Origin of the sequence: Arthrobacter sp. StoSoilB22 (assembly GCF_019977315.1) — a bacterium.
Lineage (GTDB): Bacteria > Actinomycetota > Actinomycetes > Actinomycetales > Micrococcaceae > Arthrobacter.
The window spans coordinates 3,177,332-3,197,073 of the sequence record NZ_AP024652.1; the positions used below are offsets into that span (position 1 = coordinate 3,177,332).

Annotated in this window: 29 protein-coding genes; 4 read left to right on the top strand and 25 right to left on the bottom strand. The window is 60.3% G+C overall.

Annotation, left to right across the window (positions count from 1 at the left end; genetic code table 11):
• Window positions 1-7 precede the first annotated feature (7 nt).
• Entirely contained in the window at window positions 8-898 is an 891-nt protein-coding gene (locus LDN70_RS14765) for a type II secretion system F family protein (protein ID WP_223940639.1), read from the top strand.
• Window positions 899-1,038: 140 nt separating this feature from the next.
• Here the strand turns inward: LDN70_RS14765 and truA are convergent, their stop codons facing one another.
• The 8 genes from truA to LDN70_RS14805 all read right to left on the bottom strand — a co-directional run bounded on the left by truA (window position 1,039) and on the right by LDN70_RS14805 (window position 6,359).
• Entirely contained in the window at window positions 1,039-1,929 is an 891-nt protein-coding gene (gene truA / locus LDN70_RS14770) for a tRNA pseudouridine(38-40) synthase TruA (RefSeq protein ID WP_223940640.1), read from the bottom strand.
• A 32-nt stretch (window positions 1,930-1,961) separates the two neighbouring features.
• The gene (gene rplQ, locus LDN70_RS14775) at window positions 1,962-2,522 is read right to left on the bottom strand and encodes a 50S ribosomal protein L17 (protein ID WP_223940641.1); all 561 of its coding nucleotides are present in this window, start codon (window positions 2,520-2,522) and stop codon (window positions 1,962-1,964) included.
• 66 nt (window positions 2,523-2,588) lie between these two features.
• The gene (locus LDN70_RS14780) at window positions 2,589-3,599 is read right to left on the bottom strand and encodes a DNA-directed RNA polymerase subunit alpha (protein WP_011775567.1); all 1,011 of its coding nucleotides are present in this window, start codon (window positions 3,597-3,599) and stop codon (window positions 2,589-2,591) included.
• A 149-nt stretch (window positions 3,600-3,748) separates the two neighbouring features.
• A complete protein-coding gene (gene rpsK, locus LDN70_RS14785) occupies window positions 3,749-4,150 on the bottom strand; it encodes a 30S ribosomal protein S11 (RefSeq protein WP_014922380.1) in 402 nt (133 codons plus the stop codon).
• A gap of 51 nt (window positions 4,151-4,201) precedes the next feature.
• A complete protein-coding gene (gene rpsM, locus LDN70_RS14790) occupies window positions 4,202-4,579 on the bottom strand; it encodes a 30S ribosomal protein S13 (RefSeq protein WP_011775569.1) in 378 nt (125 codons plus the stop codon).
• Between the two features lie 196 nt (window positions 4,580-4,775).
• Window positions 4,776-4,889: a 50S ribosomal protein L36 gene (gene rpmJ / locus LDN70_RS14795; RefSeq protein WP_011775570.1), complete on the bottom strand. Its 114-nt coding sequence runs from the start codon at window positions 4,887-4,889 to the stop codon at window positions 4,776-4,778.
• Window positions 4,890-4,961: 72 nt separating this feature from the next.
• Window positions 4,962-5,183: a translation initiation factor IF-1 gene (gene infA, locus LDN70_RS14800; RefSeq protein WP_011775571.1), complete on the bottom strand. Its 222-nt coding sequence runs from the start codon at window positions 5,181-5,183 to the stop codon at window positions 4,962-4,964.
• Window positions 5,184-5,378: 195 nt separating this feature from the next.
• Window positions 5,379-6,359, bottom strand: a complete 981-nt coding sequence (locus LDN70_RS14805; protein ID WP_223940642.1) for a P1 family peptidase — start codon at window positions 6,357-6,359, stop codon at window positions 5,379-5,381.
• 242 nt (window positions 6,360-6,601) lie between these two features.
• Between LDN70_RS14805 and LDN70_RS14810 the strand changes: the two genes are divergently transcribed.
• From LDN70_RS14810 to LDN70_RS14820, 3 genes are read left to right on the top strand one after another with little or no spacing between them, the layout of a single operon-like run.
• Complete coding sequence (locus LDN70_RS14810; RefSeq protein ID WP_223940643.1) at window positions 6,602-7,588, top strand: carbohydrate ABC transporter permease; 987 nt, start codon at window positions 6,602-6,604, stop codon at window positions 7,586-7,588.
• Window positions 7,585-8,505: a carbohydrate ABC transporter permease gene (locus tag LDN70_RS14815; RefSeq protein ID WP_142938381.1), complete on the top strand. Its 921-nt coding sequence runs from the start codon at window positions 7,585-7,587 to the stop codon at window positions 8,503-8,505. The genes LDN70_RS14810 and LDN70_RS14815 overlap by 4 nt, the downstream gene beginning before the upstream one ends.
• A gap of 52 nt (window positions 8,506-8,557) precedes the next feature.
• Window positions 8,558-9,904 carry an ABC transporter substrate-binding protein gene (locus LDN70_RS14820; RefSeq protein WP_223940644.1) on the top strand — a complete coding sequence of 449 codons (1,347 nt, stop codon included), beginning with the start codon at window positions 8,558-8,560 and terminating at the stop codon, window positions 9,902-9,904.
• Window positions 9,905-9,966: 62 nt separating this feature from the next.
• Here LDN70_RS14820 and map read toward each other — a convergent pair whose 3' ends face one another.
• The 17 genes from map to rplV form a co-directional block, all read right to left on the bottom strand.
• Window positions 9,967-10,794, bottom strand: a complete 828-nt coding sequence (map, locus tag LDN70_RS14825) for a type I methionyl aminopeptidase (protein ID WP_166839931.1) — start codon at window positions 10,792-10,794, stop codon at window positions 9,967-9,969.
• 183 nt (window positions 10,795-10,977) lie between these two features.
• Entirely contained in the window at window positions 10,978-11,547 is a 570-nt protein-coding gene (locus LDN70_RS14830; RefSeq protein WP_187697147.1) for an adenylate kinase, read from the bottom strand.
• A gap of 5 nt (window positions 11,548-11,552) precedes the next feature.
• The gene (secY, locus tag LDN70_RS14835; RefSeq protein ID WP_142938377.1) at window positions 11,553-12,863 is read right to left on the bottom strand and encodes a preprotein translocase subunit SecY; all 1,311 of its coding nucleotides are present in this window, start codon (window positions 12,861-12,863) and stop codon (window positions 11,553-11,555) included.
• Window positions 12,864-13,048: 185 nt separating this feature from the next.
• Window positions 13,049-13,531: a 50S ribosomal protein L15 gene (gene rplO / locus LDN70_RS14840; RefSeq protein WP_142938376.1), complete on the bottom strand. Its 483-nt coding sequence runs from the start codon at window positions 13,529-13,531 to the stop codon at window positions 13,049-13,051.
• The gene (rpmD, locus tag LDN70_RS14845; protein WP_142938375.1) at window positions 13,531-13,737 is read right to left on the bottom strand and encodes a 50S ribosomal protein L30; all 207 of its coding nucleotides are present in this window, start codon (window positions 13,735-13,737) and stop codon (window positions 13,531-13,533) included. Before rpmD ends, rplO begins: the two co-directional genes overlap by 1 nt.
• Before the next feature lie 2 nt (window positions 13,738-13,739).
• Window positions 13,740-14,411 (bottom strand): 30S ribosomal protein S5, encoded by a 672-nt coding sequence (rpsE, locus tag LDN70_RS14850; protein WP_011775581.1) that lies wholly within the window; start codon window positions 14,409-14,411, stop codon window positions 13,740-13,742.
• A 29-nt stretch (window positions 14,412-14,440) separates the two neighbouring features.
• The gene (gene rplR, locus LDN70_RS14855) at window positions 14,441-14,824 is read right to left on the bottom strand and encodes a 50S ribosomal protein L18 (RefSeq protein WP_024817584.1); all 384 of its coding nucleotides are present in this window, start codon (window positions 14,822-14,824) and stop codon (window positions 14,441-14,443) included.
• Window positions 14,825-14,827: 3 nt separating this feature from the next.
• A complete protein-coding gene (gene rplF / locus LDN70_RS14860; protein WP_062073167.1) occupies window positions 14,828-15,364 on the bottom strand; it encodes a 50S ribosomal protein L6 in 537 nt (178 codons plus the stop codon).
• Window positions 15,365-15,382: 18 nt separating this feature from the next.
• Window positions 15,383-15,781: a 30S ribosomal protein S8 gene (gene rpsH / locus LDN70_RS14865; RefSeq protein WP_142938374.1), complete on the bottom strand. Its 399-nt coding sequence runs from the start codon at window positions 15,779-15,781 to the stop codon at window positions 15,383-15,385.
• A gap of 78 nt (window positions 15,782-15,859) precedes the next feature.
• The gene (gene rplE, locus LDN70_RS14870) at window positions 15,860-16,435 is read right to left on the bottom strand and encodes a 50S ribosomal protein L5 (protein ID WP_142938373.1); all 576 of its coding nucleotides are present in this window, start codon (window positions 16,433-16,435) and stop codon (window positions 15,860-15,862) included.
• Entirely contained in the window at window positions 16,435-16,794 is a 360-nt protein-coding gene (rplX, locus tag LDN70_RS14875) for a 50S ribosomal protein L24 (RefSeq protein ID WP_142938372.1), read from the bottom strand. Before rplX ends, rplE begins: the two co-directional genes overlap by 1 nt.
• A 3-nt stretch (window positions 16,795-16,797) precedes the next feature.
• On the bottom strand, window positions 16,798-17,166 hold the full coding sequence (gene rplN / locus LDN70_RS14880; protein ID WP_003803789.1) for a 50S ribosomal protein L14: 369 nt from the start codon (window positions 17,164-17,166) through the stop codon (window positions 16,798-16,800).
• 352 nt (window positions 17,167-17,518) lie between these two features.
• Entirely contained in the window at window positions 17,519-17,815 is a 297-nt protein-coding gene (gene rpsQ / locus LDN70_RS14885; RefSeq protein ID WP_142938371.1) for a 30S ribosomal protein S17, read from the bottom strand.
• Window positions 17,812-18,132, bottom strand: coding sequence for a 50S ribosomal protein L29 (gene rpmC / locus LDN70_RS14890; protein WP_014922387.1), 321 nt, complete (start codon window positions 18,130-18,132; stop codon window positions 17,812-17,814). Before rpmC ends, rpsQ begins: the two co-directional genes overlap by 4 nt.
• A 2-nt stretch (window positions 18,133-18,134) precedes the next feature.
• A complete protein-coding gene (gene rplP / locus LDN70_RS14895; RefSeq protein WP_003803795.1) occupies window positions 18,135-18,551 on the bottom strand; it encodes a 50S ribosomal protein L16 in 417 nt (138 codons plus the stop codon).
• On the bottom strand, window positions 18,552-19,373 hold the full coding sequence (gene rpsC / locus LDN70_RS14900; RefSeq protein ID WP_011775589.1) for a 30S ribosomal protein S3: 822 nt from the start codon (window positions 19,371-19,373) through the stop codon (window positions 18,552-18,554).
• Entirely contained in the window at window positions 19,374-19,739 is a 366-nt protein-coding gene (gene rplV / locus LDN70_RS14905) for a 50S ribosomal protein L22 (protein WP_011775590.1), read from the bottom strand.
• Window positions 19,740-19,742: the final 3 nt, after the last annotated feature.

Here is a 19,742-nt window from a genome sequence, read left to right on the forward strand (position 1 = left end):
AGTGATCATGAACGTTATTGCATGGGCGTCCGTCGCCTTGATCGTCATCCCCATCGCTTTCATGGCGTGGGCCTTCATTTCAGTTGATCGTGCCGGCCTGGCGACTGTTAGAGCCAACTTGAGCCGAAGCGCCGGGATAGCAACGGAGCTGGGAGCACAGTCATCATCATTCAACCTCCAACGCCTCGGAGCAAGGCTCACCCCCAAGGGCTACACCATCTGGTTGGACAAGCTGCTGGCCAAATTGGGCCGACCAGCGGGAATGCCCCTTGGGCGCCTTCTCATCCTCAAGCCGGCGTTGGCCCTGGCAGCAGGGCTCGTAGGCCTGCTGTTCTTTCTGCGGGCACCATCCGGCCCGGGCTTCGTGCTCTATCTGGCAGGGGTCTCGTTGGTGTATTTCATTCCGGACCTGCTCATCCACGGCCGGGCAGCCGAGCGGCAGAAGGCCATCCAGATGGAGCTTCCCAACAGCCTGGACCAGATGCTGATCTCCGTGGAAGCTGGCCTTGGTTTTGAAGGTGCCATGGCAAGGGCCGGACAAAACGGTTCGGGACCGCTCGCTATGGAAATGCTCCGTACGCTGCAGGACATGCAGGCAGGAAGAAGCCGCAAGGAGGCCTACATTGCCCTGGCCGAACGTGTTGACGTTTACGACCTGCGGGCCTTCGTTGGGGCCATAGTCCAGGCAGACACCTACGGGATCGCGATCGCCAATGTCCTTCGTACACAAGCCAAGCAAATGCGTATCAAGCGTCGGCAGAGGGCAGAAGAGCAGGCCATGAAACTGCCGGTAAAGGTTCTCTTCCCCCTGATGTTTTGCATCCTTCCGGTGCTCTTCATCGTCATCATGGGTCCGGCCGTCATCAACGTAATGACTAACCTTGCCGGAACGTTCTAGGGCTCTGGTGTTCTTGCCCTAATGACCGGCACTTCGCGGATCCCAGACCACGGAGTGCCACAACGGCCCCCTTCCGGTACCCAGAGCCGGGAGGGGGTCCCCCCAACGCCCGGATAGGTCCTTGGTCACGGACAGAAGAGCTACTCGCGCCGTGCCCGCGTCAGCTCGGCCCGCGCCAGCAACTCACTATCGGAAGGGTAGGCGACTTCTTCAAGCACCAGGGGATGTGGAGCAGCGAGCACTGATTTGGCGTCACGTTGACGTTCCAGAAGACGAGAGTGCAGCCAACGCGGAGTTTCCAACCCCTCCCCCACGCGGAGCGCAGAACCAACCAAGGACCGCACCATGTTGTGGCAGAACGCGTCGGCCTGGACGGTGGCAACTATGACACCGTCGCTTCCACGGTCGAACGAAAATTGCTGCAGTTCACGAATGGTGGTGGCTCCCTCGCGGGGTTTGCAGTAAGAGCGGAAGTCCTGAAGGCCCAGCAGAGAATGCGCACCGTGATTCATGAGCTCAACATCCAAAGGCGTTTTATGCCACAAAGTGATTCCCCGCAGCACAGGGTCCCAGCGACCCGGACCATCGGCAATCCGGTAGCTGTACCTGCGCCACAACGCTGAGAAGCGGGCGTCGAAACCTTCCGGCGCCAGACCGGCGTCGTGCACTTCAATGGACCCCGTCAGATCGCCGAGAATGCGGCTCAAAGCGCCGCGGAGTCGGCGCAAAAGCGCGACGGCGGGATCGAGTTCGTGCCCACGCGGCAGTGACAGCCACTCGGCTTCCGTCAGGTCCAGGTGAACGACCTGACCCCGGGCATGGACGCCGGCGTCGGTCCTACCGGCAACCGTCACGCGAATCGGGCGTTGCAGGATGAGCGCCAAAGCTTCTTCAAGCGATCCTTGAACGGTGCGAAGACCGGGCTGCAGGGCCCACCCGTTGAACGGGCCGCCGTCGTAGGAAAGATCAAGCCGGACACGCAAAAACCCGCCGCCCCCCATAACGGGGGCAGCGGGTTTTCGTTCGTTCATAGACTTAAGTCTACTGTGAAGAATTCAGTGAATTACTTCTTGTCCTCAGCGGCCGGAGCCTCTTCGGTTTCAGCAGCTTCGGCCTCAGCAGCTTCTGCCTCAGCGGCCGGAGCCTCTTCGGTTTCAGCAGCTTCGGTCTCTACAACCTCTTCTTCAGCAGCCGGAGCTTCGGCGGCCGGAGCAGCCTTGGCAGCAGCGTTGGTTGCTTCAGCAACTACAGCCTGCTTGGGGGAAACCGGCTCGAGAACGAGCTCGATGACAGCCATGGGAGCGTTGTCGCCCTTGCGGTTGCCGATCTTGGTGATGCGGGTGTAGCCACCATCGCGGTTAGCAACAGCGCCGGCGATGTCGGTGAACAGCTCGTGGACAACGCCCTTGTCGCTGATCAGGCCGAGAACGCGGCGGCGGGAAGCGAGGTCGCCACGCTTGGCGAAGGTGACCAGACGCTCTGCGTACGGCTTGAGGCGCTTGGCCTTGGTGACCGTGGTGGTGATGCGCTTGTGCTCAAAGAGAGCAGCTGCCAGGTTCGCGAGCATCAGGCGCTCGTGAGCCGGGCCGCCTCCGAGGCGCGGACCCTTAGTGGGGGTAGGCATAGTTATTTCTCCTGTTATGTAAGCCGTTCAGGTCCATCGCTGGACCCGGCGGCCAAGATCTGCTGTTTAGAGCTCGTCGTCGCTGAACGCGGCGTCGTCCTCTTCGATGGCTGCGGCGCGGGCTGCGAGATCGAAACCGGGAGGGGAGTCCTTGAGGGACAGACCCAGTTCCACGAGCTTTGCCTTGACCTCGTCAATGGACTTCGCACCGAAGTTACGAATGTCCATCAGGTCAGCCTCGGAGCGGGCAACGAGTTCACCCACGGTGTGGATGCCCTCACGCTTGAGGCAGTTGTAGGAACGGACGGTGAGGTCCAGATCCTCGATCGGCAGAGCCATGTCCGCTGCCAGGGCAGCGTCCGTCGGCGACGGGCCAATCTCGATACCTTCAGCTGCGGTGTTCAGCTCACGAGCCAGACCGAACAGTTCCACCAAGGTGGTGCCTGCGGAAGCAACAGCATCGCGAGGGGCGATAGCCTGCTTGGTCTCGACGTCGACAATGAGCTTGTCGAAGTCGGTGCGCTGCTCAACACGGGTAGCTTCCACGCGGAAAGTTACCTTCATGACCGGCGAGTAGATCGAGTCAACCGGAATACGGCCGATCTCGGAGTCGCCGGACTTGTTCTGAGCTGCCGAAACGTAGCCACGGCCGCGCTCGATGGTCAGTTCGAGTTCGAACTTGCCCTTCGAGTTCAGAGTGGCAATGTGCAGATCCGGGTTGTGGAATTCGACGCCGGCCGGCGGAGCGATGTCCGCGGCGGTGACGACTCCGGGGCCCTGCTTGCGCAGGTAAGCAACAACCGGCTCATCGTGCTCGGAGGAAACCGAAAGGTTCTTGATGTTCAGGATGATCTCGGTGACATCTTCCTTGACACCCGGAACCGTGGTGAACTCGTGCAGCACGCCATCGATCCGGATGCTGGTTACAGCGGCACCGGGGATGGAGGAGAGCAGGGTACGGCGGAGGGAGTTTCCGAGGGTGTAGCCGAAGCCCGGCTCCAGCGGTTCAATGATGAAACGGGAGCGGTTCTCGGATACAACTTCTTCAGACAGGGTGGGGCGCTGTGCAATGAGCACTTAGGTTTCCTTTCGGCGAGCATCCGCTATATGACGCAACACAGGTGGTGGAAATCGGCTTCGGTTTCCAGCCTGACCAGCCGGGCCATGCTGATGGATGATCGAAACCATCCATAGCAGGCCCGGCCGGTCAGGCGGGGAAGACCTAATTAGACGCGGCGGCGCTTCGGCGGGCGGCAACCGTTATGGGCGCTGGGGGTGACGTCCTGGATGGAGCCAACCTCGAGGCCAGCGGCCTGAAGCGAACGGATTGCGGTTTCGCGTCCGGATCCCGGGCCCTTGACGAATACGTCAACCTTGCGCAGACCGTGCTCCTGAGCGCGCTTTGCAGCAGCTTCAGCAGCCATCTGGGCAGCGAACGGGGTGGACTTACGGGAGCCCTTGAAGCCAACCTCACCGGCGGAAGCCCATGAGATTACAGCACCGTTCGGGTCCGTGATGGACACGATGGTGTTGTTAAAGGTGCTCTTGATGTGCGCCTGGCCAAGCGCAATATTCTTCTTATCCTTGCGACGCGGCTTACGAACCGCTCCACGAGTCTTCGGGGGCATTGTTTCTCCTACAGAAAGTTATCGGGGGAAAACCGGATCAATCCCGAGGGATTAACGTCCGGCCTTCTTCTTGCCGGCGACGGTGCGCTTGGGGCCCTTGCGGGTACGAGCGTTGGTCTTCGTACGCTGTCCGCGTACGGGCAGGCCCTTGCGGTGGCGCAGGCCTTCGTAGCTGCCGATCTCTACCTTGCGGCGGATGTCAGCGGCTACCTCGCGGCGAAGGTCACCCTCAACCTTGTAGTTGCCTTCAATGTAGTCACGCAGCTGGACCAGCTCGGCGTCAGTCAGGTCCTTGACGCGAACGTCAGCGCTGATGCCGGTGGCAGCCAGGGTTTCGTGTGCACGGGTCTTGCCCACGCCGTAGATGTAAGTAAGCGCAATTTCCAACCGCTTTTCGCGGGGAATGTCTACGCCAGCGAGACGAGCCATAGTGGCAGTACTCCTTGAATAAACCGGAGGTCGTAGGCAGTACACCCACACGTTCAGTGTGGCCCCAGCCTCCGACCGGGGGTTCGCTGACCAGGCTCTGTAATGCAGTCCTGGCACAGCTTGTGCTGCCTTTATTTACTTGCGTGGGCTAGCAGCCCAGGTTTGTCCTTGCGGACGCAGATTCCCGTGAGGGGAATTAGCCCTGGCGCTGCTTGTGGCGCGGGTTCTCGCAGATCACCATGACCCGGCCGTTACGGCGGATCACTTTGCACTTGTCGCAGATCTGCTTGACGCTCGGCTTGACCTTCATGGCGTTCCTTTGCGTGTTTTGCAGTTGATCTGCTGGAGCGGCTTAGGCACTATTGCCTTGCCGCCCAGCAATTTACTTGTAGCGGTAGACGATACGACCACGTGTGAGGTCGTATGGGCTCAGCTCAACCACTACCCGGTCCTCGGGGAGGATTCGAATGTAGTGCTGTCGCATCTTCCCAGAGATGTGTGCGAGAACGACGTGCTTATTGGTGAGCTCAACACGAAACATCGCATTGGGCAGCGCCTCAGTCACAACGCCCTCGATCTCAATGACCCCGTCCTTCTTGGCCATATCCTCCGCTAACTGTTGTTTGCCGCCGTCCTTCAGTTAGGCACCGAAGATCCAGCGGACGTTTTTTGTTTGCTTGGCTCTCTTGGAACCACGACACTAAAAAGGGCGTGGCTGCACAGACAACCAACAAATAACTCTACGCCAATGAAGCCGGAAAGTTAAATCCGTCAATGGTAGCGCACCTGTCTCCAGTCGTCACTCCCCCGCTGGCCGATAGGCCGGGAAGTCGCCCGCCGCCGTCGAGACGGCTTGCGCTGCAAGGACACCATCCAGAATGGCTAGTCGAACGGCTTCCGCCGCCGCACTTTGGAGTGTTATCAAGGACGCCTGCCGCGCCTGTTCAGTACTGCGGTCAAGCACGACGGCGCCGGTCGCCACAGCGAACACGGTATCGCCGTCCGCGAGGGTATGGGACGGATCCAAAGCACGCGCAAGCCCGGCATGCCCGGAAGAAGCAGTCCGCTTGCACTCGGCAACATCCAAGACAGCATTTGTGGCGATCACCACGAGCGTGGTGTTGAGTCCCTGCGGTGGAGCCGGTGGGCCTGCGACCCTCTGCGCGCTCGGTCGCTCCTCCCTTAGACGCGCGCTGCCGGGTCCCAGCCCCACCGGCGATCCCAGGGCGTTGACTATTGCGATGGCCCCCACTACCACGCCGTCGTCGAGTTCGATCGAGGACGTCCCCACGCCGCCTTTGTACTGGCCGCGGGCAATAACGGCGCCAGTCCCGGCACCAACGTTTCCGCGCTCGACGGCGGCATGGTCGCCTGAGGCGAAGGCTGCGGCGGCTGCCTGGTAGCCCATGTCGGCATCAGGTCGGGCTTTAACATGGCCGCCCCTACCAAGGTCGAAGATGGCGGCCGCCGGCACAATGGGCACCACGGTCCCGGGAACAGCGAAACCCCGCCCCTGTTCTTCACACCACAACTGAGCACCCGTCGCCGAGACCAACCCGAACGCACTGCCCCCGGTCAACACCACAGCGTCCACAGTGGAAACCAACGTGGTGGGATCCAGCGCATCGGTATCATGCGTCCCGGGCCCCCCACCGCGCACGTCCACAGACCCCACGGTCCCCGGCGGAGGAAGCACCACAGTAACCCCGGACAACCACCCCTCCCCCACCCTCTGCACATGCCCAACCCGTATGCCGGCAACATCGGTGATCGAATTCATGGCTCCATTCTCCACTGGTGAGCCAACTGGCGGCCCAAGGCGCGGCAACAAGTGGGAGCCGGGCCTCAAATACGAACAGGCGAGTAACGCTGAGTAAACGGGTTAGGAAGTGTAAGCCAACTATCGCTGCGGCTCCCCATTTTGGTCCGAACGGAGTCTGTAGGTGTGGTGAGCTAGGCCTGTCTTCGCCGCCCCGGTCCGGGAGCTGGCGCCCCACATTAGCCCGAAACCGTTAGTGACTCATGACTACCCGACAGATTCACAGCAGCAGTGCTGCGCCTGCAGACAAGCCGGCCGAGCCTCCGGTTCCGCCCCTCACAGCAGCCAAGCCCAGACAGGTTAGGAAGCGCTGGTCCGGCCGAGACCGCCGGGATTTCCTGGTGTTCCTGGCCATGGCCTTGCCGAACTTGGTGTTGATCGGCACGTTCACTTATTGGCCGCTGATCAACAACATCTACTACTCCACGTTGGATTGGACCCTCGGCTCGGCCTCGGCCACGGTGGTGGGCTTACAGAACTACGTCACGTTTTTCACCGGTGAGGACGCGTCAAAGGTCCTTGGGACTACAGCGATTTTCACGCTGGTGACGGTTGGCGGTTCGATGGTCCTTGGACTGTTGGTTGCCTTGGCTTTGAACTCCAAGGTCCGCGGCACCACGTTCGCCCGTTCTGCCGTGTTCGCGCCTTATGTACTGTCCGGTGTGGGTGTCGGCCTGGTGTGGCTGTTCATTTTCGATCCCGGCTACGGCGTACTTGCTTGGCTCCTCCGGGGCCTGGGACAGCAGAGTCCACAGTGGATCAACGATCCCCAGCTGTCCTTGGTGATGGTGATCATTGTGTACGTCTGGAAGAACCTGGGCTACTGCGCCGTGGTCTACTTGGCCGGCCTGCAGTCCCTTCCACGCGACGTCATGGAAGCTGCGGCACTGGATGGAGCCAATGGCGCACGCCGGTTCCTCAATATTTCCTTGCCGCTGCTGTCCCCCACCACGTTCTTCCTGTTGATTACCACCATGCTCAGCTCGTTGCAGGCGTTCGACCTCATCCGCATCATGACGCCGCTGGGCAATGGCACCAGCACACTGATCTACGAGGCATACCTGCAGGCGTTCGGGGCCTACAACAGGGCAGGCTATTCGGCCGCGATATCGGTGATTCTTTTCGCCATCCTGCTGATCATTACTGTTCTTCAACTGCGGTTCGTTGAGCGAAAGGTCCACTATTCATGAGCGCGCCTTCACCCGCCGTCGTCGTTGATTCCTTACAGGAGAGCATGCAGGAGAAGGCGCCGCATGAGCCGCCGCGACCATTCTCCAAAGCCAACCTCATCCGGACCATGGCAACCGGATACGTGCCCCTGATCATCGCCACGCTGGTGGTGTTCCTGCCGCTGATGTGGATGTTGCTGAGCTCGTTCAAGCAACCGGGCGAGATCGTTACCACGGACCTCAGAATCCTTCCGGAGTCTGTGAACCTGGAGAACTACGCCACGGCGATGACTACGGTTCCGTTCGCGCAGTTCTTCGCCAACAGCCTCATCGTCACCGTGGTTGGCGCGTCCATCAAGGTCATCCTGGCCATTCTGACGGCTTACGCGCTGGTGTTCGTTCGTTTCCCGTTCAAGAACGTAATCTTCGTGCTGATTCTGGTGGCACTCATGGTGCCCGCGCAGGTGTCCATCCTGCCCAATTACATCCTCATAGCGGGCATGGGCGGCAAGAACACCCTGTGGGGCATCATCCTTCCGGGCCTGGGGACGGCATTTGGCACGTTCCTGCTGCGCCAACACTTCCTGACGTTACCGCCGTCGATTCTCGAAGCAGCTGAAATCGACGGTGCGGGCCATTGGCGGCGGTTGTGGCAGATCATCGTCCCGGTGTCGGTTCCATCTATTGCGACGGTGGCTTTGGTGACCGTGGTCAGTGAATGGAACGACTACATCTGGCCCCTCATCATCACGGACCGTCCCGAAACCATGACATTGCCAGTGGGGCTGACGTTGCTGCAGAACTCGGAGGGCAACGGCGCCGGATGGGGAATTCTCATGGCGGGAGCCGTTTTGGTGATCGTTCCCATCTTGCTGGTATTCGCAGCGCTCCAGCGATACATCGTTGCCGGGCTGACCCAAGGCAGTGTCACCGGCTGATTTTCTCCAACCGCACCATTCGCATCGAAGTAAATTATTGAGAGGAAGCACCATGCGCACCAACCTTGACCGCCGACATTTCCTGGGCCTAGCAGGCCTCGGCGCCGGAGCTGCGGCCCTTGCCGCATGCGGCGGACCGTCGACGGCGGGCACGGCAGACGCCGTCGACACCGCAATGATCGACTTCAGTGGCGTAAAGCCCGCCGCCTCCATCGATTTCTGGACCAACCACCCCGGCAAGTCGCAGGACGTGGAAAAGGCGATCATTGAAAAGTTCCACGCCAAGTACCCGGACATCAAGGTGAACCTGGTGACAGCGGGCGCCAACTACGAAGAAATAGCCCAGAAGTTCCAGACGTCCCAGGCAGCCAAGACAGGCCTTCCCGGGTTGGTGGTCCTCTCGGATGTGTGGTGGTTCCGCTACTTCTCCAACGGCAGCATCATTCCCATCGATGGCTTGGTGAAGCAGCTGGACATCAAGATGGACGACTTCCAAAAGTCGCTGGTGGACGACTACAAATACGACGACAAGCAGTGGGCGCTCCCCTACGGCCGCTCCACGCCCTTGTTCTACTACAACAAGGACCACTTCAAGGCAGCGGGGCTTCCGGATCGGGCCCCGGCCACGTGGCAGGAGTTTGCCGAGTGGGCGCCCAAGCTCAAGGCCACATCAGGTGCGCAGTACGCCTACATCTACCCGGCCCTGGCTGGCTACGCGGGCTGGACGTTGCAGAACAACCTGTGGGGCTGGGGCGGAAGCTGGTCAAAGGACTGGGACATCACCTGCGATTCTCCCCAGTCCGTGGCTGCACTGCAGTGGGCGCAGGACACCATCTACAAGGACGGTTGGGCCGGGGTCTCGTCCAAGGAAGCAGCCGATGATTTCGCCGCAGGTATCACCTCGTCCACCATTTCCTCTACCGGCTCATTGCTCGGCGTCCTGAAAGCAGCCAAGTTCAACGTGGGCGTCGGGTTCCTTCCCGGCGGCCCGGAGGCACCCAGCGGCGTATGCCCCACCGGCGGCGCTGGGCTGGGCATCCCGAGCGGCATCAGCAAGGAAGAGCAGCTTGCCGCCGCGACGTTCCTGAAGTTCATGACCGAGCCGGAGAACACTGCGGCGTTCTCGGCCGCCACCGGTTACATGCCTACCAGGCTCTCAGCTGACATGTCCGCGGTCCTGGCAGCAACACCGCAAATCAAGACCGCCATGGACCAGCTTGCAGCCACCAAGGTCCAAGACAATGCCCGCGTGTTCCTGCCGGGAGCGGACCAGGAGATGGCCAAGGCTGCGGCCAAGATCCTGACGCAGCAGGGCGATGTCCAGGCAACCATGACCGAGCTGAAGAAGACACTCGAGGGTATCTACACTAAGGACGTGAAGCCCAAGCTGAAGGCGTAACTGCTTTTCATCACTGCGAAAAGAGCTGGGCTACTGACGTAGCCCAGCTCTTTTTTGCGGTGTTACGGGATGGGGACGGGCACCACGCCGAGTGGCGCCAACTGCTCGGCTCCCCCATCCGGGGCCGAAAGAACCCAGATGCCTTTTTCATGCACAGCCACGGAATGCTCCCACTGGCAGGAACGCTTGCCGTCCGTGGTGACCACGGTCCAGTCGTCGTCGAGGGTCGCGGTCTCGATGTCACCACGAACCAGCATGGGTTCGATGGCCAGGCACAGGCCGGGCCGGATCTTGGGGCCGCGGTGGCCGGTCCGATAATTCAAAACGTCCGGGGCCATGTGCATTTCCGAGCCGATGCCGTGGCCCACATAGTCCTCCAGGATGCCCAAGGGCTTGCCCGGGACGGACGATACGTAATCATCAATTGCGTTTCCGATGTCCCCGACAAACTTGCCTGTGGCCAAGGCTGCGATACCGCGCCACATAGCTGCCTCGGTGACATCAGAGAGTCTCTGGTCTTCAGGATCTGCGTTACCGACGATCACCGTCCTGGCGGAGTCGGAATGCCAACCGTCAACTATGCATCCGCCGTCAATGGAGATGATGTCGCCGTCGTTGAGCACCTTGCCGCCAGGGATTCCATGGACCACTTCTTCATTGACAGAGGTGCAAATGGTGGCCGGAAAGCCGTGATACCCGAGGAAGTTCGACTTTGCGCCGGCATCGTTGAGGACCGCGGCGAAGACGTCGTCCAGGTCCTTGGTGATGACCCCCGGCTTGGCCGCCGCAACGGCAGCATCCAGTGCCCGGCTCAGGACGAGACCGGCCTGGTGCATGGTGCGCATCTGCTCGTTGGTTTTGTATTCAATGCGGGGCTGACCGAACGCCATGATCTCCTCTGGAAGGTTTGCTGTAGAGGCCGATCAGGCCCCATGCTTCAACCATTTTCCCGTACCGGGGTGCGTGGCCGAAATTGGAATGCAGGGTGAAAAGAAAAGAGGGTGTGTCCCGCACGCACTGTACGGGACACACCCTCACTCCACCACCGTTTTACCGGCTTCGTGGAGAACACACTAAACGGTCTTGGCCGCCTCGATCGCTGTCAGCACGCGGTCGGTAACTTCATCGATACCACCGATGCCATCTACCTGCGTGAGGATGCCACGCTCGGCGTACTTAGCCACAACTGCCTCGGTCTGCTCATGGTAGAGATCCAGGCGGTGACGGATTACGGCTTCGTTGTCGTCCGAGCGGCCCGTTTCCTTGGCACGGCCAAGAAGACGGGTCACCAGTTCTTCGTCGTCAGCGGTCAGCTGGAGCACGACGTCGAGCTCCTGCTCACCCTCAGCGAGGATCTGGTCTAGGTAGTCCACCTGCGCTGTGGTGCGCGGGTATCCGTCCAGCAGGAAACCGTTCTCCACATCGCTTTGGCTCAGGCGATCGCGAACCATGTCGTTCGTGACGCTGTCCGGAACAAAGTCGCCGGCGTCCATGTACTTCTTGGCTTCGATGCCCAAAGGGGTCTCGCCCTTGACGTTGGCACGGAAGATGTCGCCGGTGGAGATGGCGACTACGCCGAGGCGCTCCGAAATTCGCTCAGCCTGCGTACCCTTACCCGAACCGGGAGGTCCAATGATCAGCATTCTCGTCATCGCAAAAGCCCTTCGTAGTGACGTTGTTGTAGCTGCGCATCAATCTGCTTGACGGTCTCCAGGCCAACACCCACCATGATCAGAATTGACGTGCCACCGAACGGGAAGTTCTGGTTGGCGTTGATCAGGACGAGCGCAACCAGCGGAATCAACGCCACGAAGCCCAGGTAAAGGGCTCCAGGCAAGGTGATCCTGGAAAGCACGTACTGCAGGTAGTCCGCGGTCGGTTTACCCGCCCGGATGCCCGGAATAAACCCGCCGTACTTCTTCATGTTGTCCGACACTTCTTCAGGGTTGAAGGTGATGGCAACGTAGAAGTAGGTGAAGAACACAATCATGGCGAAATACAGTGCCATGTAGATGGGGTGGTCGCCACGGGTGAGGTTGTTATTGATCCACTCAACCCACGGGGCCATCTGCTCCCCCGGCGCGGGCTGGTTGAACTGCGAAATCAGCCCGGGCAGGTACAGCATGGAGGAAGCGAAGATGACAGGCACGACGCCGGCCATGTTCACTTTGATGGGAATGTAGGTGCTGGTGCCGCCCACGGTGCGGCGTCCGATCATGCGCTTGGCGTATTGAACGGGAACGCGGCGCTGGGACTGCTCCACGAAGACCACCAGGGCCACCGTGAGCAGGCCTACAGCCAGCACGGTGAAGAACGTTCCCGGGCCCTTGGATTCCCAGATGGAGCCCAGCGAGCCGGGGAAGCTTGCAGCGATAGAGGTGAAGATCAGCAACGACATACCGTTACCCACACCCTTTTCCGTGACCAACTCGCCCATCCACATGATGAGGCCGGTGCCGGCCGTCAACGTGATGATGATCAGGATGGTGGTCATGATGCTCTCATCAGGAATGATGGGCAGGTTACACCCTGGGAGCAACTGGCCGGATCGAGCCAGCGAAACCAACGTAGTGGCGTTCAGCAGGCCCAATGCGATGGTGAGGTACCGGGTGTACTGCGTCAACTTTGACTGACCGGAGGCGCCCTCTTCGTAAAGCTGCTGGAACCGGGGAATGACCACCCGGAGCAACTGCACGATGATGCTCGCCGTGATGTAGGGCATGATGCCCAAGGCAAACACTGAAACCTGCAGCAACGCGCCGCCGCTGAACAAGTTCACCAGCTGGTAGATGCCCTGCGAGGTGTCACCGGTGTTCAAGCATTGCTGGACATTCTGGTAGTTCACACCAGGCGAGGGGATGAAAGCTCCCAAGCGGAAGATTGTGATGATTCCCAGCGTGAACAACAACTTGCGTCGCAAATCAGGCGTCCGAAACGCCCGGCCGAATGCGCTTAGCAAGCGTCCTCCTGAGTAGAAAGTACAAGGATGTGGATGGGATCAATGAAACCCAACAACCGAGTCTAACCGCTTGGGACGCCGTCGGAATAATCGAGAGTCCACAACCACGCAAAAAATCCCGGTATACAGGGCCGAAGCCCCGCATACCGGGATCCTTTTACAACGGGCATTTGCCCAACTGGCTCTTAGAGAGCAGTGGTGCTTCCGCCTGCTGCAGCAATCTTTTCCGCAGCGCTGGAAGAGAATGCGTGGGCGGTGACGTCAACCTTGACGGTGATGTCGCCGGTGCCCAGCACCTTGACGGGCTGGTTCTTGCGAACGGCACCCTTCTCAACCAGGGACTCTACGGTGACAGTGCCACCTTCCGGGAACAGCTCGTTGAGCTTCTCCAGGTTCACAACCTGGAACTCAACCCGGAACGGGTTCTTGAAGCCGCGCAGCTTCGGCAGGCGCATGTGCAGCGGCAACTGGCCGCCGGCAAAGCCAGCCTTCACCTGGTAGCGGGCCTTCGTACCCTTGGTTCCGCGACCAGCGGTCTTACCCTTGGAGCCTTCACCACGACCAACACGGGTCTTGGCGGTCTTGGCACCCGGGGCGGGGCGCAGGTGGTGGACCTTCAGAGCGTGCTGCTTCTCAGCAGTCTCTTCGGCGGTCTTGTTCTCTGCCATTACTTCGCCTCCTCTACATTCACGAGGTGCGGAACCGTGTTCAGCATGCCCACGGTCACGGCGTCAGCGTTGCGGACAACGGTGTGTCCGATGCGCTTCAGGCCGAGGGACCGAAGGGTAGCCTTCTGGTTCTGCTTGGCGCCAATGACGCCCTTGATCTGGGTGATCTCCAACTTGGCGTTGGAGGGAGTCAGGTTCTTAGCCATGACTAAACACCTGCCTTCTGGTTCTGGAGCGCGCGCACCAGAGCAGCAGGAGCAACCTCGTCCAGCGGCAGGCCACGGCGGGCAGCCACGGAAGCGGGCTCTTCGAGCTGCTTCAGAGCGGCAACAGTCGCGTGAACGATGTTGATCGCGTTTGAGGAACCGAGCGACTTGGAGAGGATGTCGTGGATACCCACGCACTCCAGTACCGCGCGGACCGGACCACCGGCGATAACACCGGTACCGGCGGAAGCCGGACGCAGCAGGACTACACCTGCAGCGGCCTCACCCTGCACACGGTGCGGGATGGTGCTGCCAACGCGGGGAACGCGGAAGAAGGACTTCTTAGCCTCTTCAACGCCCTTTGCGATAGCCGCGGGAACTTCCTTGGCCTTGCCGTAGCCGACGCCGACCATACCGTTGCCGTCACCGACGACGACGAGCGCAGTGAAGCTGAAGCGACGACCACCCTTGACGACCTTGGCAACGCGGTTGATGGTGACAACGCGCTCTACGAACTGGCTCTTCTCAGCCTCACGACCGCCGTCGCGGCCACCACGGCCACCACGGTCGCCGCGGCCTTGGCCACGGTCGCCGCGCTCGCCACGACGTCCGCCGCGGCGGTCGTCGGTAGCGGGTGCGGTCTCAGTTGCTTCAGCAGCTACAGCTTCAGTCACCTGAACGTCCTTTTCGTTATTTTCAACGGTCACAGTGCCAGCCCACCTTCGCGAGCACCGTCAGCGACGGCGGCGATACGGCCGTGGTACTTGTTACCGCCACGGTCGAAGACAACAGCTTCGACGCCTGCAGCCTTGGCACGCTCGGCAACGAGCTCGCCAACGCGCTTGGCCTTGGCAGTCTTGTCACCGTCGAATGCACGGAGGTCCGCCTCCAAAGTGGAAGCGAAAGCCACGGTTACACCCTTGCTGTCATCGACAACCTGGACGAACATGTGACGTGCAGAGCGGTTAACAACCATACGAGGACGTACGGCCGTACCTGTGATGCGCTTGCGGATACGAAGCTGGCGACGGCTGCGTGCAGCCGACTTGCTCTTGTTCGTACGCTTCTTGTTAATTGCGATGGCCATGGTTTACTTACCAGCCTTTCCGACCTTGCGGCGGATGACTTCGCCGGCGTAACGGACACCCTTGCCCTTGTAGGGGTCAGGCTTGCGCAGCTTGCGAATGTTGGCAGCAACCTCGCCGACCTGCTGCTTGTTGATACCCGCAACAGAGAGCTTGGTCGGACCCTCTACTACGAAGGTGATGCCTTCGGGTGCAGAGACGCTAACCGGGTGGCTGTAGCCCAGAGCGAACTCCAGGTCAGAACCCTTGGCCTGAACGCGGTAACCAGTACCAACGATTTCAAGCTTCTTCTCGTAGCCCTCGGTAACGCCCTGGATCATGTTTGCGATCAGGGTGCGGGTCAAGCCGTGCAGCGAACGCGAGTTGCGCTCGTCGTTCGGGCGGGTGACCGTGAGAGTGTTTTCTTCCTGGGTAACCTCGATCGGGCTGGCCACAGTGTGGCTCAGCTCGCCTTTGGCACCTTTGACGCTGATGACGGAGCCATCGAGCTTGACCTCAACTCCGGCAGGAACGGTGATGGGGAGACGTCCAATACGTGACATTATTCTCTTCCTTTCCCGTTACCAGACGTACGCGAGGACTTCGCCGCCCACGCCCTTCTTGCCGGCCTGCTTGTCAGTCAGGAGGCCGGAAGAGGTGGACAGGATAGCGATACCCAGGCCACCCAGCACGTGCGGCAGGTTGGTGGACTTCGCGTAAACGCGGAGACCCGGCTTGGAGATGCGGCGGACACCAGCGATTGAACGCTCGCGGTTGGGACCGAACTTGAGGTCGATGGTCAGCTTCTTGCCAACTTCTGCTTCCTCTTCCTTCCAGCCGGCAATGTAGCCCTCGGCCTTAAGGATGTCGGCAACGCGTGCCTTCAGTTTGCTGTACGGCATGGACACGGTGTCGTGGTATGCCGAGTTTGCATTGCGCAGACGCGTAAGCATGTCTGCGACAGGATCTGTCATAGTCATTTGGGCTATAGCCCTTCCTCGTACCGGTTTCCGCTGCGCTTGCCCTCATGAGCAAACGCGGACGGACCTGTCACGTAGTTAGTTTTCGGTTTTGAACGGGAAACCAAGCGCCTTGAGCAGCGCGCGGCCTTCGTCGTCGGTCTTGGCAGTGGTCACAACCGTGATGTCCATGCCGCGAACGCGGTCAATGGAATCCTGGTCGATTTCGTGGAACATAACCTGCTCGGTCAGACCGAAGGTGTAGTTGCCGTTGCCATCAAACTGCTTGCCGTTGAGGCCGCGGAAGTCACGGATACGCGGCAGGGCCAGCGAAACCAGACGGTCCACGAATTCCCACATGCGGTCGCCACGCAGGGTAGCGTGTGCACCAATGGGCATGCCTTCGCGCAGCTTGAACTGTGCGATCGACTTACGGGCCTTGGTTACCTGCGGCTTCTGGCCGGTGATCAGGGTGAGGTCGCGGACAGCGCCGTCGATCAGCTTGGAGTCCTTGGCGGCATCTCCAACACCCATGTTCACAACAACCTTCACCAGACGGGGAACCTGGTTCACGTTCGCGTAGTTGAATTCGTCCTGCAGGGACTTCTTGATGTCCTCTGCATACTTTGTCTTCAGACGCGGAACGATCTTGTTTGCAGACAGTGTCTCGCTCATTAGATGTCCTTCCCGGAGGCCTTGGACACGCGGATACGGACAGTCTTTGAACGACCATCCTTCTCAACGGTGTCGAGACGGAAACCAACACGGGTCGGCTTCTTGGTCGACGGGTCAACCAAAGCAACGTTGGAAACGTGGATCGGGGCCTCAACGACCTCGATGCCACCGGTCTTGGTGCCGCGCTGCGACTGACCGACCTTGGTGTGCTTGGTGACGCGGTTGATGCCCTCTACCAACACGCGGTTGGTGTCCGGGAATACGCGCAGGACTTTGCCCTGCTTGCCGCGGTCTCCGCCACGTTCCTGCTTGGCGCCGGTGATGACCTGAACGAGGTCACCCTTCTTGATTTTAGCCATGGACTAAAGCACCTCCGGGGCCAGCGAAACGATCTTCATGAACTTCTTGTCGCGAAGTTCACGACCAACGGGGCCGAAGATACGGGTACCGCGGGGGTCACCGTCGTTCTTCAGGATCACAGCTGCGTTTTCGTCAAACTTGATGTAGGAACCATCCGCACGGCGGCGTTCCTTCTTGGTACGAACGATGACAGCCTTGACGACGTCACCCTTCTTTACGTTGCCGCCAGGGATAGCGTCCTTGACGGTTGCGACGATGACGTCGCCAATGCCTGCGTAGCGACGGCCAGATCCACCGAGAACGCGAATGGTAAGGATTTCCTTAGCACCCGTGTTGTCGGCGACCTTCAGTCGCGACTCCTGCTGAATCAATTTTTACTCCTTGCGTCGCGCCGGTTCTCAGACCGAAATCATGCATACGGAATGAGCCTTGCGGAACGGTTGATCGGGGTGTCTCTTGACCCGTCTGGATTTTGCCAGGACGGGCCTAAACGCCCGTGCCACAAGCATCAGCTTCCCTTGCAGAAAACTCTGCGCGGGGCAGTATGCAGCAGCACGATTGTTTACGAGGTAGTTGACGGCCCACTAATGGCGCCATACAAACTCAATATCCTAGCACGTTTATGCACTCGAAACCAACGGGCCTGAAACGCGGAAAGACCCGCATTCCCCAGGGAATACGGGTCCTTCCAGTCAACCCTGCCGGGCAAGCCCGGCGTTGGATTTACTTGGCCTTTTCGAGGATCTCCACCAGACGCCACCGCTTGGTAGCGGACAGCGGGCGGGTCTCAGAGATGAGAACGAGGTCGCCGATGCCGGCGGTGTTCTCTTCGTCATGAGCCTTGACCTTCGAGGTGCGGCGAATAACCTTGCCGTACAGAGCGTGCTTTACGCGGTCTTCAACCTGAACAACGATGGTCTTTTCCATCTTGTCAGAGACAACGTAGCCGCGACGCGTCTTACGGTAACCGCGCTGTTCAGCGCTGGCTGCTGCTTCCGTCACAGTTTCCTTCTCGCTCACTTGGCGTCCTCTCCAGCTTCAACCTCGGCCTTTTCAGCCTTGGCAGCCTTCTTGGACTTCTTTTCTTCCTTGGCTTCCACAACCGGTGCGGCAACCTCGGCACGAATGCCCAGCTCGCGCTCACGGAGAACGGTGTAGATGCGTGCGATGTCCTTCTTTACCGCACGCAGGCGACCGTGGTTCTCCAGCTGTCCGGTGGCGGACTGGAAACGCAGGTTGAACAGCTCTTCCTTGGACTTGCGGAGTTCTTCAACGAGACGCTCGTTGTCGAAACCGTCCAGCTGTGCGGGTGCGAGATCCTTCGACCCTACTGCCATTTCTATTCACCACCTTCGCGACGCACAATGCGTGCCTTCAACGGCAGCTTGTGGATTGCCAGGCGCAGTGCCTCGCGAGCTACCTCTTCATTGACACCGGAGAGTTCGAAGAGAACCCGGCCCGGCTTGACGTTTGCGACCCACCACTCAGGAGAACCCTTACCGGAACCCATGCGGGTTTCAGCAGGCTTCTTCGTCAGCGGACGGTCCGGGTAGATGTTGATCCAGACCTTACCGCCACGCTTGATGTGGCGGGTCATCGCGATACGAGCGGACTCGATCTGACGGTTGGTTACGTATGCCGGGCTGAGAGCCTGGATACCGTACTCACCGAAGCTGACCTTGGTGCCGCCCGTTGCAGCGCCGGAACGACCCGGGTGGTGCTGCTTACGGTGCTTGACTCGACGTGGGATAAGCATTTAAGCCTGTCCTCCTTCTGCTGCAGGTGCAGCAGCTTCAGCGGCCGGTGCTTCAACGGCAGCAGGTGCTGCCTCAGCTGCCGGACGGTCGTTACGACGACGGCGGTCGCCACCCGGGCGGCCCGGACGGTCTCCTGCACGGCCACGGGAAGGAGCAGCAGCTGCCTGCTGAGCCAGTTCCTTGGCAGTGACGTCGCCCTTGTAGATCCAGACCTTCACGCCGATGCGGCCGAAGGTGGTCTTGGCTTCGTAGAAGCCGTAGTCGATGTTCGCACGGAGGGTGTGCAGGGGCACACGGCCTTCGCGGTAGAACTCCGAGCGGGACATTTCTGCGCCGCCCAGACGACCCGAGCAAGCAACACGGATACCCTTGGCACCCGCACGCTGTGCGGACTGCATGGCCTTCTTCATCGCACGGCGGAAAGCCACGCGGGAAGTCAGCTGCTCAGCGATGCCCTGGGCAACAAGCTGTGCTTCCATCTCGGGGTTCTTGACCTCGAGGATGTTCAGCTGAACCTGCTTGCCGGTGAGCTTTTCGAGCTCGCCGCGAATGCGGTCTGCTTCAGCGCCGCGGCGGCCGATAACGATACCCGGGCGTGCCGTGTGGATATCCACGCGGACACGGTCACGGGTGCGCTCGATCTCGACCTTGGCGATGCCGGCTCGCTCCATGCCCGTGGACATGAGCTGACGGATCTTGATGTCCTCGCGGACGAAATCCTTGTAGCGCTGTCCGGGCTTGGTGCTGTCAGCGAACCAGTGCGAAACGTGGTCGGTGGTGATGCCGAGTCGGAACCCGTGCGGGTTAACTTTCTGTCCCACTTAGCGAGCCTCCTCTTTCTCCGGGGTTGCGACAACCAGCGTGATGTGGCTGGTCCGCTTCCTAATGCGGTAGGCGCGGCCCTGGGCACGCGGCTGGAACCGCTTCATGGTCGGGCCTTCATCAACAAATGCTTCGGTGATGAAGAGGTCGCTGTCGTCGAATGCAACGCCGTCACGGTCCGCGAGGACACGTGCGTTGGCCATTGCCGACTGAAGTACCTTGAATACCGGCTCCGAAGCTGCCTGGGGGGCAAACTTCAGAATTGCCAGAGCCTCATTCGCTTGCTTACCACGAACAAGGTTGACGACGCGCCGGGCCTTCATAGGCGTTACGCGGATGTGACGCGCAATAGCCTTGGCTTCCATTGC

Bases quoted from the DNA above. Each gene is read 5' to 3' on its own strand.
- LDN70_RS14765 (WP_223940639.1), top strand. From the start codon at position 8: ATGAACGTTATTGCATGGGCGTCCGTCGCCTTGATCGTCATCCCCATC.
- truA (WP_223940640.1), bottom strand. From the start codon at position 1,929: ATGAACGAACGAAAACCCGCTGCCCCCGTTATGGGGGGCGGCGGGTTT.
- rplQ (WP_223940641.1), bottom strand. From the start codon at position 2,522: ATGCCTACCCCCACTAAGGGTCCGCGCCTCGGAGGCGGCCCGGCTCAC.
- rpsK (WP_014922380.1), bottom strand. From the start codon at position 4,150: ATGCCCCCGAAGACTCGTGGAGCGGTTCGTAAGCCGCGTCGCAAGGAT.
- rpsM (WP_011775569.1), bottom strand. From the start codon at position 4,579: ATGGCTCGTCTCGCTGGCGTAGACATTCCCCGCGAAAAGCGGTTGGAA.
- rpmJ (WP_011775570.1), bottom strand. From the start codon at position 4,889: ATGAAGGTCAAGCCGAGCGTCAAGCAGATCTGCGACAAGTGCAAAGTG.
- infA (WP_011775571.1), bottom strand. From the start codon at position 5,183: ATGGCCAAGAAGGACGGGGTCATTGAGATCGAGGGCGTTGTGACTGAG.
- LDN70_RS14805 (WP_223940642.1), bottom strand. From the start codon at position 6,359: ATGAATTCGATCACCGATGTTGCCGGCATACGGGTTGGGCATGTGCAG.
- LDN70_RS14810 (WP_223940643.1), top strand. From the start codon at position 6,602: ATGACTACCCGACAGATTCACAGCAGCAGTGCTGCGCCTGCAGACAAG.
- LDN70_RS14815 (WP_142938381.1), top strand. From the start codon at position 7,585: ATGAGCGCGCCTTCACCCGCCGTCGTCGTTGATTCCTTACAGGAGAGC.
- LDN70_RS14820 (WP_223940644.1), top strand. From the start codon at position 8,558: ATGCGCACCAACCTTGACCGCCGACATTTCCTGGGCCTAGCAGGCCTC.
- map (WP_166839931.1), bottom strand. From the start codon at position 10,794: ATGGCGTTCGGTCAGCCCCGCATTGAATACAAAACCAACGAGCAGATG.
- LDN70_RS14830 (WP_187697147.1), bottom strand. From the start codon at position 11,547: ATGCTGATCATTGGACCTCCCGGTTCGGGTAAGGGTACGCAGGCTGAG.
- rplO (WP_142938376.1), bottom strand. From the start codon at position 13,531: ATGGCAGAGAACAAGACCGCCGAAGAGACTGCTGAGAAGCAGCACGCT.
- rpmD (WP_142938375.1), bottom strand. From the start codon at position 13,737: ATGGCTAAGAACCTGACTCCCTCCAACGCCAAGTTGGAGATCACCCAG.
- rplR (WP_024817584.1), bottom strand. From the start codon at position 14,824: ATGGCCATCGCAATTAACAAGAAGCGTACGAACAAGAGCAAGTCGGCT.
- rplF (WP_062073167.1), bottom strand. From the start codon at position 15,364: ATGTCACGTATTGGACGTCTCCCCATCACCGTTCCTGCCGGAGTTGAG.
- rpsH (WP_142938374.1), bottom strand. From the start codon at position 15,781: ATGACTATGACAGATCCTGTCGCAGACATGCTTACGCGTCTGCGCAAT.
- rplE (WP_142938373.1), bottom strand. From the start codon at position 16,435: ATGAGCGAGACACTGTCTGCAAACAAGATCGTTCCGCGTCTGAAGACA.
- rplX (WP_142938372.1), bottom strand. From the start codon at position 16,794: ATGGCTAAAATCAAGAAGGGTGACCTCGTTCAGGTCATCACCGGCGCC.
- rpmC (WP_014922387.1), bottom strand. From the start codon at position 18,132: ATGGCAGTAGGGTCGAAGGATCTCGCACCCGCACAGCTGGACGGTTTC.
- rplP (WP_003803795.1), bottom strand. From the start codon at position 18,551: ATGCTTATCCCACGTCGAGTCAAGCACCGTAAGCAGCACCACCCGGGT.
- rplV (WP_011775590.1), bottom strand. From the start codon at position 19,739: ATGGAAGCCAAGGCTATTGCGCGTCACATCCGCGTAACGCCTATGAAG.